The following is a 13,451-nucleotide window of genomic DNA, read 5'->3' as shown; positions in this document are numbered from 1 at the left end:
TATTGCGTACACGTAGTTTGCGGACGACACGGCTCACTCGGATCCGTTTCCCGCCAGTGTGCTCGTTGTGGGATGGAACCTTCCGGTGTGAGCTTCAGCCCGAATCCGTTCCACCATGTGTGGGTGGTGCATCTCGAACGCCGGACACTCGGAGCGGATAGGGGCTCGGTGAAGTTGTGGCGTGGCGGCGGACAGCTGGTCGCCCACTCGAGAGAATTGCCATTGCCCCACGGATCGTCGACCGTGACGACTTCACCAAATCTGTAGCTCCTGAAGACGTTCCAGATGAACGGCAAGGTGAATGGTGAATGCACCCAAGACGAAGGACTCTACGGTCGAGATGGAGTTCAGTACCGCAAAGTCGTCCAAAGGTAGGTAATCCGCTTAGCGGCGCGGCATCCCCTCGACGCCGAGCCAGTGCTGCACGAGGAAGGTCATGTGGAATCCGCGAACGCCGCTTAGAAATGCCATTTGCCCAGCCACTCATCCATCACTCGGCCAGTCATCTTAGGGAACCAGAAGTAGATCCGCGCGTACGTGGTGAACACAACCGTACCGAAGACCACGTAGTGAAAATGTGCCACGCCGAAGTAACTGTCGGTGACCTGAAAATCGAACGGTGGTCTGGCCAGAAGCACCTCCGAAAGACCATCGACTAAGAAGGTGATCAAGAAACTGATCGAGAACAGCATCGGCGACTCGAAAGTCAATTGCCCCTTCCACCAATCCCGATAACGCCAACCCCACGATCCCCACATGTCCGCGCGCACGCCCGGCGAAACTCTTATGGAGACAGACGTACGCAACGATTTTCGCCGACCTCTGAAGCCAACCGTACCGCCGACGGAGAAGAGCTAGAGAAGCCTGGTCACATTGGGCACCATGCCGTCCCAACGCACCGGGGAAACCTTGACCACATCGCCGGACTGCGGGGATTCAAGCATCTGATTGTTGCCAAGGTAGAGCGCCTCGTGCTGACTTGCGTTGGGCCCGTAGAAGATCAGATCCCCTCGCTTCATCTGAGAGGCTGGAACCTGCCTTCCCGCGGTGTACTGGTACCCGGAGTAGTGCGGAAGTGAGATTCCCACACCAGCAAACGCATAGATCATGATTCCGGAACAGTCGAAGCCTGCATTTTCGAAATCACCGAAAGTGTCCGCGACTCCGCCGTCACGAATTCCGACGGTCGGCCCGTTTGCGTCTCCGCCTCCCCACGAATAGCGGACACCGAGTTGCGACATTGCCCGGTCGATGACAGTTTCGATGGCACCGTCACCGGTGACCGAATTCTGACCGTCGTCACTCACGCCACCTCCGGGCTCCGTCGTAACCGACGGAGCCTTGGTTGGAGAAGCAGGCGGTGACGGCGTAGCCGTCACCGACGTGGGAGCCCTTGTAGAAGCAGCAGACGGTGACGGCGTAGTCGTCACCGACGGCACCTTCGTCTCCGAGGAATCATCGCTGATCTGGGTATGCGGACGCTGTCTGCTGGCAATGTCCGCGGCGCGATCACGTGCAATTTGATCCGCAGCAACCCGGGTCGCAGCTTCCGATGCTGCTTGCTGCGCTGCGGCGATCGCCGCAGCGGTAGCTGCTTCCTCTGCTCTGCGCTGAGTATCCCACTGGTCGTAGACCTGACGCTGGTTCTGCAATCCCGTCGCGCTGTTTCTCGCTGCCTCCAACTCGATTTGCGCGGAATCGCGCTCCTTCATGACCACTGCCTGTTGCTCTGTTGCCGACTTCTGCGCATCCGTCACGCGCTGGATTGCTTCCATTGCGAGGGCTTTGTTGTCTTCTGCTCTGGCTGCAGCAGCGTCGGCGGTCGCCTGGGCCGCCCGTGCCACAGACTCCGTGTTCGATCGCGCCGTTCGTGCGCGCTGAAGCTCGTCCATGACCGCGTTGTGCTTCTTCGTAATCATCCGCACCAGGTCAGCTTTGGCCAAGAGATCGTCGGGGCTGTCGCTTCCGAGGAAGACGGTCAGCGAGCCGGCGGTGCTGCCTTGTCTGTAGCTGGCGGCAACGAAATCGTCGAACTGCTGTTGCGCCACCTCGATTGCCTGCCCAGCCACTCCCATGTCGGTGCGTGCAGCTGCCCCAGCAGCAGTGGCGGCCACCGCGACATCACGGGATGACTGAAGGTCCACCAACGCCTTGTTCACGTCCTCCCGCTTGATCGCAACCTGGGCGGCGATCTCAGCGAGTTGCGCATTCGCCGACGCAACGTCGTTGATCAGATCGCCGATACGGCCCAGAGTTTGATCCACGCGTGAGTCTGCCTGTTGCAACTCGGTATCGCTCGGATTCGGTGGCGGCGGCGGAACCGCCATCGCGATACCGGGAGTGGTTGCGACGATCGATCCGGCGAGAGCCAGACCAAGGACGGCGTGAGCGACTCTCGTGCGAGCATGCGTGAGTCGATTCCGTTGCCTCACAAACACCCCTCGTCCTCGACGACTCAAACTGCGCTCGACACCCATGTACTAAGGACAATAGTAGATAAACATCATCAACTGCCCCATATGACAAAAAGCGTCACATGTTTCCCTCGCGCACCACAGATCGGCTAACCGTGCTGTCGTACCGGATTGGACCAGAACGGCAATGCTCCTGACCTCGGGACCGTTCGCACCCGCTGCGTGGAATCGCCACCCCGCCTTGCTCAGGAATGTCGGGTGCACGCACGAGGCGCCGGCGGGCACATCCCGATTGTCATTGCGCCTGCTGAAGGTTCGTTACAGAGCGATGGTGATCGCCGCGGTGTGCAACTGGCCTCCTGTCTGGAACTCGATGAACAGTCGCCAGTCGCCGGATTTCGAGAGTTTCGCAGGTACATCGAATTCCGGACCTCGCTGATCGCTGTCCAGTGGCGTCAGATCAGCAAAGGCGAGAGTCTGTGCATGGATTGCAGTGACATGGACATAGGCGCCCTCGTAGCGCTGCACGTCGGATCCCTGCTCGTCGCCTCCGGCAATGTCCACCGTGAGCTCTCCCGACTGGCCGGGTGTGAGTTTCCCCGCGACCGTGAGCGTGTAGCCGTCGACCGAGGTCGACGGCATGGCGTGTGGAAGCCTTTCCGGAGTCCCCTCCCCAGGAACTGTGACCAGCTGCGAAAGCACCTGCGTTTCAGAGGTTTTCCCGCTAAGAGCCCTAAACTGGGCGTATACGCGGTATCTCCCGGGTACGAGGCCTGAGATCGGGGCGCTCCACGTGCCGTCGCCAGCCATGATCGGATGCAGATGCGCGAATCTCGTCGAGTCATCCCGAATGAAATACAGATGCATGAGCTGGCCTTGCTCTGCCTCGTACTCGGTTACCGCGCCACCCCCTGAATCGTCGATTCGGAATCTCCACGTCGTGGCTTGACCGGCGGGAATCATCGAATCATCAGTAATCAGCGCCATATCGGAGGTGCTGGACTCGAGCCCATTCATCACTGCCGAGGGTTCGCCGGCCTTGCTCGACGATGACTGAAGGGAAGGCTCCGCACTATCGGTACCGCTGTTCGTGCAGGCCGTGAGTGATGTCACGGCGGCGGCGACCACAGCCGCCACCGTCATGTACCGAGGCAGACTGCGAATATCCATCGGGTTGGATCGCTTTCTTTGTTCCACCGACCAAGGGAGGAGATGTCAGGGGTCGAAATGAAGGGTAGCCCGATCAGGAGATTGCCGATTGATCAACACATTCATCTCGCCCCAGCGAGTAGATCGAGGTTGGTAACACCACTGCAGCATGAGCTTCAGCGAGTGTGTCGCCGCACGCACTGATCACCTGGTCGTCGGACGCGCCGCCGAGGGACTCCGGCGTCGATTGGCCACATATGGGGTGAGCTCTTTACAGGGCAGGGATCGGGTCGTCGGCGATTCCGAGCCCGAGATGTTCGATGTGATAGACCGCTTCGTCGAGAAGCATCGCCACATGATTGTCGTACAGGCTGTACACGACGTTGCGGCCCTGCCGCGTCCCCGTCACCAACCCCATCGCACGCAGCAGTCGCAGTTGATGCGAGACAGCGGACTGCTCCATCCCCACCGCCTCCACCAGGTCACCCACAGAACACGCCCCGTGCCGCAGCCGAGTCAACATCCGCAGTCGACTCGGCGTCGCCAACGCCTGCAACGTGGCAGCCACCGTCGCGGCCGACTCCGCATCGAGCTGCGCGGGCGGTGTGGACGTGCCTTCGACTCCGTGACCCATGTGAAGCATCTTACCCATCATGATTACATGAAGAGGTCTTCATGTTTTCCTGTATCGTGGCGTTCGTTCCTACCCCCCTGCCCCCAGCCGGAAGCCGTGCCATGACCACCCCTGTACGCAGCGATCCACACACCGAGCCCGCGGCGCCCCGGGCCGCAACCGCCGTCCGCACCCGGCCGTTCGCACTCCCGGAAGTGCGGTGGGCAGCCATCGCGACCGGGCTGTTCGTCCTCGGGCTTGCCGCTCAGTTCGGCGGTGCCCCGACCTGGCTGTGGTGGACGCTGTATCTGGGCTGCTACGTCACCGGCGGGTGGGAGCCCGCACTGGCGGGCTTGCAGGCGCTTCGAGAGAAAACCCTCGACGTCGACCTGCTCATGATCGTCGCCGCGATCGGCGCCGCGGCGATCGGCCAGGTCCTCGACGGCGGCCTGCTGATCGTCATCTTCGCCACCTCCGGCGCGTTGGAAGCATTCCTGACCCAGCGCACCGCCGACTCGGTGCGCAGCCTGCTCGATCTTGCTCCCGAACGTGCCACCGTCATCGGCCCTGACGGGCACGAAACCATGGTGGATGCGGCGTCGTTGACGGCAGGTGATGTGATCGTCGTCCGGCCGGGCGAGCGGATCGGCGGCGACGGCCGGATCATCTCCGGAAGCAGCGATGTCGATCAGGCCTCGATCACAGGAGAACCCCTACCAGTGGCAAAACATCGCGATGACGAGGTGTTCGCCGGAACCCTCAACGGGACCGGCACTCTGCGAATCCGGATCGATCACGCGGCATCGGAGACGGTCGTCGCGCGGATCGTGGCGATGGTCGAAGAAGCGTCCGCCACCAAAGCGAAGTCGCAGCTGTTCATCGAGAAGGTCGAGCAGTACTACTCGGTCGGAGTCGTGGCCGCGACCCTCGCAGTGTTCTTCATCCCGTTCGCGCTCGGCGGCGCCCTGCAACCGTCGCTGCTGCGAGCGATGACGTTCATGATCGTCGCCTCCCCGTGCGCAGTCGTGCTGGCCACGATGCCGCCGCTACTGGCGGCGATGGCCAACGCCGGCCGCAACGGCGTGTTGGTCAAATCCGCCGTCGTGATGGAGCAGCTCGGTTCGGTCACCACCGTCGCATTCGACAAAACCGGAACCCTCACCAAGGGGTCCCCGGCCCTGACGGACATCCGGCCGATGAGCGGGGCGAACCTCGCCGCCGACGAGCTGCTCACGTTCGCCGCCGCGGCCGAGCATCCCAGTGAGCACCCGCTCGCTGACGCGGTCGTCGCCGCTGCCCGCCAACGCGGGTTGCAGGTGCCCCCTGTCGAAGAGTTCGACTCCGCCCCCGGCCGGGGAGTGCGAGCACGCCTGAACGGTCGCCGGATTCAGGTCGGCAGCCCCGCACACCTGCTTCCAGCGGCGTCGGCCGCGATCGCGGACCGTGCCACGGCGCAAGCGATGTCTGCGGCCGCCGAAATGGAAGCCGGCGGAAAGACCGCGATCGTGGTGATTGTCGACGCCGCACCGATCGGAGTACTCGGACTGGCCGATCAACTCCGCGACGGCGCCCGCGACGTCGTCGACGAACTGACCACCCTCACCGGACACACTCCGGTTCTACTGACCGGCGACAATCCCCGCGCCGCCGCTGCGCTCGCCGCACAGGTCGGGATCACCGACATGCGAGCCGGACTCCTCCCCGAGGACAAGGTCACCGCCGTCGCCGACCTCGAACGCAGCGGCGCGAAAGTGCTACTGGTCGGTGACGGTGTCAACGACGCCCCCGCACTCGCCGCCGCGCACACCGGCATCGCCATGGGCCGCGCCGGATCCGACCTCGCACTCGACACCGCCGACGCCGTCATCGTCCGTGACGAACTCGCCACCATCGCGCGCGTGATCGCCCTCTCACGCCGTGCCCGGCGCATCGTGATCGCCAACCTCGCGATCGCCGCCACCTTCATCACCACCCTCGTCCTGTGGGACCTGTTCGGGCACTTACCGTTACCCCTCGGCGTCGCCGGACACGAAGGCTCCACCGTCATCGTCGGACTCAACGGAATGCGACTACTTTCCCAACGCGCGTGGCGCTACGAGACAGGCAACCTCGGGTGGCGCCGGGCTCGATCCATCTAGAGAAGAGGTACATCTCCCAAGCAAAGGTCGTCCGCCTTCGATTGCCTGCGCGCTACGTAGTGGCGAAGGGAACCCGCGAGTTTTGCCGCGGGACGCCGTCAATGGACCACCCGCCATGAGCAATCTACTATTGACGATAGTAGGTTGTTGATCGACACTGTCCCAGACCGCTCGATCCGAGCATAGGAGAACTCCATGAGCTTGGCGCCGTTCCTCGTCGTAGTTCTCGGAATTCCAGCAGGAATGGCCGCCATAATTGGACTGATGACCGCGGGCAACGAGAGAAAGAGCCGAGTTGACCGACCGATGCGACGCATGCGCGCGGAGATCAGTCGACTCAATTCGGAGAACGCCGCACAGTAGCCCGGCACGGCATCGACCATGCTCACCGCCGATACACTCGTGCTGCATCTCATCTCGCAACCACGAGCGGGACCACGGACGTGGGGTCAAGATCCTTCCTCGGGAGAGGCGACGTCGTGCAGCCAAGGTCGGGCGCGAGAATCGAACTCCCAACGCAACACCAAATCGGATCTCATCACACTGTCCACGTCTTCCGACTGACCAGACAGCCGGCTTCCACATCGGGGCCGGAATGCGTCATCTCCCCTCCTGACATCCCGGCAAGCTTCAACCTACGGAAGGAGCGCGTCGGGTCGGGCGGGGAGTCGACCGGTTTCGAGGAGGATGATGCGTCGTCCGATTTCCACAGTGTGGTCGCAGAATCGTTCGTAGAACCGTCCGAGCAGGGTGATGTCGACAGCAGCTTGCACTCCGTGCGGCCATTGTTGGGCTTGGGTGACGGTGAACAGGCGCCGGTGCAGTTCGTCCATGACCGTGTCGGCGGCCACAAGCTCTTGCGCGTGAGCAGAATCGACGTGCCGCAGTATTACCTGGGTTTCGGTCGCCCGAGCCACTGCTGTCCTTCCCATGTCCGCTACGACTGCCCGCGCTTCGGGCGGTACGGCCGACGTCGGGTGGCGCAGGCGCGCGATCTTGGCGATGTGGACGGCCAGTGCGCCCATACGTTGCAGACTTGCGGCGATGTGCAAACCGCCAACGGTAAATCGGAGGTCATGTGCCACAGGGGCTTGTAAGGCGAGAAGTGAGAATGACTTGTGTTCCCAGTCGGAGGCGGCCCGCTCGAGGTCGGTGTTCGCGTCGAGTACTCGCTCGGCGGTGCGAAGGTCGGCATCGAGGAGGGCTGCCGTTGCCTCCGACATCGCTGTCACGGTGAGCCCGCACATCGACGCCAGGCCACACGAGAGGTCGTCGAGGCTGTCGGCGAAATGTGTGCGCATCTCATCACCCTAGATGTGTACCCAGCGGTTGTTTCGTCTTCAGTTCGATCCGGGGCATCGGGTCCATTGCGCCTCTTCTCGGCCTCCGTCCGGGCAATACCGTTTCTGTGCCCGCCGGTGACGGGTAGAAATGGATTGAAGCCGACAGCCGTAATGGGTGCTGTCGGCGAGGTGCCTGTGGTTAAGCAGTCAGCCGCAGGTGCCGACCACAACGCGATTCAGTCTGTCATCGGTCACAAACCGAGCAGCAGCTGATCGAATTGCGAACGCAACCCACCGAGTAGAGCGAAGTCTGCGCGAACACGGGCGCTCAACTGCTCGGACACCTGGCGGAGTTTGACGTTCTTCTGCTCCAAGCGCCAGATGAGAATGTCGAAGGCCCGCTCCGCGGAAATTCCGTACCCGATCATCAGCATCACTTTGGCCTGCTCGATCGCTCCACGGGAGCTACTGATCTCATCGACCAACTCGTCGACCGACTCCCTGACCCATGCGGTCGAGCGTTTCGGTGACGTCTATGTAAAGACCGGCACTACCGATTACTTCGTCGTTGCCGCCGAGGATGCTGTCGCCCACCACGATTCACCGATCTCGTCACACCATTTGTGTCGACGATGCGATGTCTACTACTGAACGGCCCAAACTGGTCGCCGCCGGCACCGCCCTCTACGAGGCGTGAGGCATTATCTTCCTCGAAGACCAACTCGCGGAAGCCCGCCGCATCAACACCGAACTTCAACAGCAAGAAAGCGGACCCGGCGCATCACCCGAATACGCCCAGCACCTCCGACATCACCCCTCCCCCAATACTCTCCGCTACGCCACCACACCCACCTTCGCGGACTGCATCTTCACAGGGCGGATCTGTCCGAGCGGAAACGTCAGGAGTCGAACGCAGACAATGCTTTCGCTACAGTCGATCAATGCAGCACCATCCCGACGTGGCGTTGCACTCGGCCCACCGAACGCGATGTCGCGCAGGCCGAAAATTCGGTGGGCCGCCTCTGACTGCGCGCCCGTCGACCCTGACACCGGGCCGCACGGCCCATCAGGTCGGACGTCTCACCCTGACCTGGTGAACCACGGTGGAACTGTGTCCCCCCAACTGGCGAAAACACATACCCTCGCTCGGCCGCCGAAAACATGGGTACAGAAGAATTTCACCCCGGACAGCGCCTAGGAACCTTCGATCTTGCCGCAACGCCTGGCCGGGGGCAACGCCTAGAACACACACTCGTCTACGCGACCCCCATGGTGGCAGACATGGATTGATGGTGTCGACGTGTGCTCAGCACGTACCCGTGCGATCGCGTCGCGTTTCACTCGCGAGTGCATGGCAGCATTTTCCGAAATGAGGAGAGTGGGGCAAAGCACCACGGCAAACAGGACAAACCTCACCTCGACCGCCCGCGAAGCGTACGGCCTAGTCGTACACGTCCGGGAGCGGGCGCCGGCATCTACCGGTCTCATCGGTCCTCTGCCTTGTATGGTCGTCGAGACTGCCCTCCCGGCGTCAGCGCCCCATCGGTTGGGTAGAGCACATATGGTCCTGCAATGATGCACGGCCCAATCTCGCAGTTGCACCGAAAGCTCGCTCTCACTCGTCGATCTCGGCCAGAGAACCACGAACGGCACGGAGGACCTCACGAGATCAGTCCGAAAGCGAACTCCATGCCACCACAGCATTTTTCGCCGTGTCGCAAAGTCAAGACGGTCGGTGCTACGCCTGCAGCGCAAGTTTTCCAATCTGTAACTTCGATTATCTGTGCGCTAGCCGCCGAAAAGCAGTCCAGTGCAAGCCGAACCTCTACGCAATACAGTCAGGAGAACCTGATGACACCACACCCGAAGAGGGAGCATCACCGTGATCCGTCAAACGCCTGAGTCCGCGGGCGTGAGTGGTTTCAGCGACCGCCTCAGTGCTCGTTGATCCCAGGCCCTTGATGAGTGTGTATTGCGCACCGATTCGACACCGTAAAATCGACCGGGAAGCCATGCAGTGCAGTTATTCGCGTAACACGCGAATCTCGGATCTCTCCATCCCAGGCATCGTCGTGATCGCGCGCAGCGGGAGTTGGCATGCCATGTTCGAGCCCACGAGCTTTCATTTCCCCGTTCACATAGTAGAACCGCGCCTTTTGATTCGGGGTGTGGCGATCAAACCTGTCGTACAAGTATTGGTACTCCGCGACCAGGTCATCGCCCGTCATTCGGTAAACCGACAGAGGCGCCTCGTCATTCGTCATCGAATCGCCTCCTTGATACAGCGGCGCCGCAAGAGAATCTCGAAGACCATTCCCCGGCCGAGCGGACTTCGCAACGTGGATTTGCGGTTGACCCACGGGACAATTACACACCTGTCTCCGACGGGGTCAAAGGATGATCCCAGCTTTCGATCGGCTTCGGTCATGCCACCCCAGGTTCCGTACGGCTCACCAGCACCCAGGGCATACTCGCGACAACTACCGAGCAGGGGCAGTTCTGACAAATCCGCCGAGTCGGCGAATCCCACCGGCTTCCAGCAGTAAGACCACCCTCCACCGGCACTCGAACCTCGCCTTCCGTCACGCCCTCACCCGAATAACCTATAACCAAACCCGTGACTGCATTCAAACAAGCAGCAGGAAGGCAAGACACGAAGGAACCCCCCGCCGCCTCGAACGCACCAGTCGCGCCCCGCGACGTAGCCTACGAAGATCATTCTTTGGGCACTCATACGTTGTCTTCGCTTCGAACGCCACCGTGGACGTGCCCGTCGAGCTTCAATTCGATCACGAATCGCTCAGCTCAGACCGGCGTAGGAGTGCAATCCGGACACGACCATGTTGATGATGAACAGATTGAACAGCATCGAGACGAATCCTGCGATGTTTATCCAAGCGGCTTTGGTCTCGCGCCAACCTGCGGTCGCTCGGGCGTGGAGGTAGGCGGCGTAAATCACCCAGGCGATAAACGACATCGTCTCTTTGGGATCCCACCCCCAGAACCGACCCCAGGCTGCCTCCGCCCAGATCGCGCCGAGGATGACTCCGATACCAAAGAGAGGGAAGCCGACGATGACGGTTCTGTAGGCCAACCGGTCGAGTGTCTGGGCGTCGGGCAAACGACGAGCCATCGAACCTACAGGCCCGCGGCGCTCCGCGCCGGCGGGCTGTCGGATCCGTAGTAGGAACGCGAGGCTGGCCACGCCGGAAACCAGGAAGACGCCGCTGCCGATGCTGACGATTGTGACATGGATCGGAAGCCAGTAGGACTGCAGAGCCGGAACGACAGGCGCTGCGTCGGCGTAGAGCAGGGTTGCCGCAACGAACATCAGGATTAGGACCGGCGCCAGAAGAAAAACCCACATCGCGCGGTATGTCTGCCCACGCAGAAACACGATGCCAGTCGCCGTTGCGGCCGCGGTGGCCATGGTGACGAACTCGTACATGTTGCCCAACGGGAAACGTCCGGTTGCGAAGCCACGCAACACGATCGACACAAGGTGCAGTCCCAAGCCCACGACGAGAACCGCGGCACCCATGTTGCCGAGACGCTCGGGCACTGGCTTCGGCGGAGCCGAAACGATCCGTCCGGGCACTTCCGGCGACGGCGCCGAGACTCCCCCTGCCGCCACAAGCTTCCTGCTCCCCAACTCGAACCGGTGGACGTGGTCGGTGCGTGTCGCGGCGTAGTGCCAGATCAGCAACACGAGGGCTAACAGATACACGGCGAAGGCCGACTGGAACGACAGGTCACTCAGCCTGGCAATGGTTTGGTTGATGGGCACGGTGGGTCCTCTCCTGAGCCATCCGGGTTCTCAGATCAGATGCGGCCGCACCCGTCCAGCGAGTTTCTACTACTCGTACGTCATTCGTGGTCCATTAATCCGTGCCGCAGACTTGGCAGAATCGCACAACCTACAATTCCGTCTGGGATGCGCCGGACCCGCCGTACGCGTCATTGCCCGACCTCGGCGCACTGCGGTTTCGATCAGTCGTCCGTTCAGATCAGCATGCCCGTAGAGGTCGGCGAGGGCACATATTGACTACTATGCCCGATAGTAGTCAATGTTGTGTGGCTCAACGGGGAGTCACCCGGAAAATGAGGCTGCCGTCGGATACCGCGTTCCGCGGCGCTGAGTGATATGCCAAACCCCTCAGGGCGCAAGGGCTCGCTGACGCAACGAACATTGCCATGTCACCGAGCGAACACGTTGACGCATTGATCTGCTGACCGACCCTCCGGGGACGCGACTTCGCGCTCACGGCAACGCTTCTAGGTGCACTGGACCACGTGCGCGATAGATGGGCGGATGTATGAATACGCTCACCAAAGGCGGGGTCGACCGTGCATCCGCATTGAGCCTCTGCTCCGACAACCTCACAACCCGAACCGCTACGCCAGAAGTCGCCGAGCTTGAGAGTCGCCCCAAACGGCTCCCAAACCGGACTTTACATGCATAGGTGCGCATGTAACAATACCGGAGCGGGAAGGCTTGTCCGCGAAGCGAGAAGGTGGCGTGCTTGAAGTTTTGGTCGCGAGTTTCAACCATGCAGATGCGTCGTCACCGGCGAACTGAGTCGCAACTGACCGAGCCGCGCCGAACTTAGGCCACGCTTGTCCGTCCACCGACCTTTCAATCGGACATCAATAGCCGTCGCGCGAGTGTGCGCATCCTGCGTGGCTCGTCCCACCACCCACCGACGCGAGGAGTGCCGATGACCGAGTCAGCGACCGACGGAGCCCCCACGCATCCGGTGATCCATCTCTCACAGCTACTGAAGCGACCAGTGATCGCACGGAATGGGGACATCGTCGGCGCCCTAGACGATCTGATCGTGCGATTGCTCGGCGTGGACACCTACCCGACGGTATCCGGGCTGGTAGTCAATGTCGGTGGTCGGCGAGTGTACGTTTCTGTCGAACGGATCGAGCACCTCGACGGGGACCGGGTGATGCTGGCGCAGAACAAGGTGGACCTGCGCGGGTTCGAGCGCCGCGAGGGCGAGGTACTGCTGCGTTCCGACGTCCTTGGCCATCGGCTGATCGACGTCCCGGCCGCGGAGCTGGTGCACGCCTACGACATCGAACTCGAGAACCCCGGTCACGGGTGGGTACTCGCACGGCTCGACACTCGCCGCCCGGCCCGGTTCTTCGGCTTAATCAAATCCCATGGAGGACACGCCAGTCGGGATTGGAAAGCGTTCGAACCCTTGATCGGCCACAAACACAGCATGGTAGTGCGGCGGGTCGGCGGGCGAGTCGGCACCCTTAAACCGGCGCAGATTGCAGATCTGCTCGAGGGCGCAGACAAGCGCGAGGGTGGGGAAATCCTTGACCGCGTCCACACCGACCCCGAGCTTGAGGCGGACGTTTTCGAAGAGCTCGACCCGGGCAAGGCCAACAAGCTGCTCGCCGACATGAGCGACGTCGAGGTGGCCGGTGTGCTTGGTCTCATGCGCGCAGACGACGCCGCCGACGCAGTCGCAGAGTTACGACAGTCCCGCCGTCGACGAGTGCTCGATCTGATGCCGGCCGGCCAACGCACGAAGGTGATCACACTAATGGGGTTCAATTCGTCCAGCGCCGGCGGCCTGATGAGCGTCGACGTCATCTCCTGCGCCGCCACCGCCACTGCGGCGCAGGCCCTGTCGGCAATCTCAGCAGCACGGTCCATGCAGCCCGAGGCTCTGCTGAAGGTGCACGTGCTCACCGACGCCGGCCGGCTGATCGGGGTGGCGTCGGTCATCCGGCTGCTGCAATCGGAGTCGGTGACCCCGATCGTCGACATCATGGACACTGAACCATCCCGGGTCTCATGCACACACTGTCATTTGTGTGCGACCGGTTGATC

At 61.9% G+C, this 13,451-nt stretch carries 11 protein-coding genes and 2 pseudogenes; 3 read left to right on the top strand and 10 right to left on the bottom strand.

Going from position 1 to position 13,451, the window contains the following annotated elements; all coding sequences use genetic code 11:
* Positions 1–33: 33 nt before the first annotated feature.
* The 4 genes and pseudogenes from H7C86_RS29550 to H7C86_RS29535 form a co-directional block, all read right to left on the bottom strand.
* Positions 34–722: pseudogene (locus tag H7C86_RS29550) on the bottom strand (cbb3-type cytochrome c oxidase subunit I); the annotation flags it as partial.
* 132 nt (positions 723–854) lie between these two features.
* Complete coding sequence (locus H7C86_RS29545) at positions 855–2,477, bottom strand: NlpC/P60 family protein (RefSeq protein WP_081377629.1); 1,623 nt, start codon at positions 2,475–2,477, stop codon at positions 855–857.
* Between the two features lie 255 nt (positions 2,478–2,732).
* Positions 2,733–3,056: a hypothetical protein gene (locus tag H7C86_RS37000; RefSeq protein WP_134929860.1), complete on the bottom strand. Its 324-nt coding sequence runs from the start codon at positions 3,054–3,056 to the stop codon at positions 2,733–2,735.
* Positions 3,057–3,834: 778 nt separating this feature from the next.
* Positions 3,835–4,197, bottom strand: a complete 363-nt coding sequence (locus H7C86_RS29535) for a helix-turn-helix transcriptional regulator (RefSeq protein ID WP_047270658.1) — start codon at positions 4,195–4,197, stop codon at positions 3,835–3,837.
* Between the two features lie 101 nt (positions 4,198–4,298).
* Here H7C86_RS29535 and H7C86_RS29530 point away from each other — a divergent pair, with 101 nt between their 5' ends.
* Complete coding sequence (locus H7C86_RS29530) at positions 4,299–6,314, top strand: heavy metal translocating P-type ATPase (RefSeq protein ID WP_047270622.1); 2,016 nt, start codon at positions 4,299–4,301, stop codon at positions 6,312–6,314.
* 195 nt (positions 6,315–6,509) lie between these two features.
* Positions 6,510–6,677, top strand: a complete 168-nt coding sequence (locus H7C86_RS29525; protein WP_155419211.1) for a hypothetical protein — start codon at positions 6,510–6,512, stop codon at positions 6,675–6,677.
* 272 nt (positions 6,678–6,949) lie between these two features.
* On the opposite strand, the gene phoU is transcribed toward H7C86_RS29525, so the two are convergent.
* The 6 genes from phoU to ccsB form a co-directional block, all read right to left on the bottom strand.
* Positions 6,950–7,615: a phosphate signaling complex protein PhoU gene (gene phoU / locus H7C86_RS29520; RefSeq protein ID WP_182262738.1), complete on the bottom strand. Its 666-nt coding sequence runs from the start codon at positions 7,613–7,615 to the stop codon at positions 6,950–6,952.
* 233 nt (positions 7,616–7,848) lie between these two features.
* Entirely contained in the window at positions 7,849–8,025 is a 177-nt protein-coding gene (locus H7C86_RS37485) for a hypothetical protein (protein WP_230691703.1), read from the bottom strand.
* A 46-nt stretch (positions 8,026–8,071) separates the two neighbouring features.
* Positions 8,072–8,194, bottom strand: coding sequence for a hypothetical protein (locus H7C86_RS37480; protein ID WP_259349323.1), 123 nt, complete (start codon positions 8,192–8,194; stop codon positions 8,072–8,074).
* Between the two features lie 1,337 nt (positions 8,195–9,531).
* Entirely contained in the window at positions 9,532–9,861 is a 330-nt protein-coding gene (locus H7C86_RS29510) for a hypothetical protein (protein ID WP_054827429.1), read from the bottom strand.
* Positions 9,858–10,127: a WhiB family transcriptional regulator gene (locus tag H7C86_RS29505; RefSeq protein WP_052959928.1), complete on the bottom strand. Its 270-nt coding sequence runs from the start codon at positions 10,125–10,127 to the stop codon at positions 9,858–9,860. Before H7C86_RS29505 ends, H7C86_RS29510 begins: the two co-directional genes overlap by 4 nt.
* Before the next feature lie 270 nt (positions 10,128–10,397).
* Positions 10,398–11,384 (bottom strand): c-type cytochrome biogenesis protein CcsB, encoded by a 987-nt coding sequence (gene ccsB / locus H7C86_RS29500; RefSeq protein ID WP_047270614.1) that lies wholly within the window; start codon positions 11,382–11,384, stop codon positions 10,398–10,400.
* 931 nt (positions 11,385–12,315) lie between these two features.
* Here ccsB and H7C86_RS29495 point away from each other — a divergent pair.
* Positions 12,316–13,416 (top strand): annotated as a pseudogene (locus H7C86_RS29495) (magnesium transporter MgtE N-terminal domain-containing protein); the annotation flags it as partial.
* Positions 13,417–13,451: the final 35 nt, after the last annotated feature.

The sequence above is a fragment of the Rhodococcus sp. UFZ-B548 genome, assembly GCF_903819475.1.
GTDB lineage: Bacteria > Actinomycetota > Actinomycetes > Mycobacteriales > Mycobacteriaceae > Rhodococcus_F > Rhodococcus_F erythropolis.
This window is presented reverse-complemented; position numbering and strand designations above follow the sequence as displayed.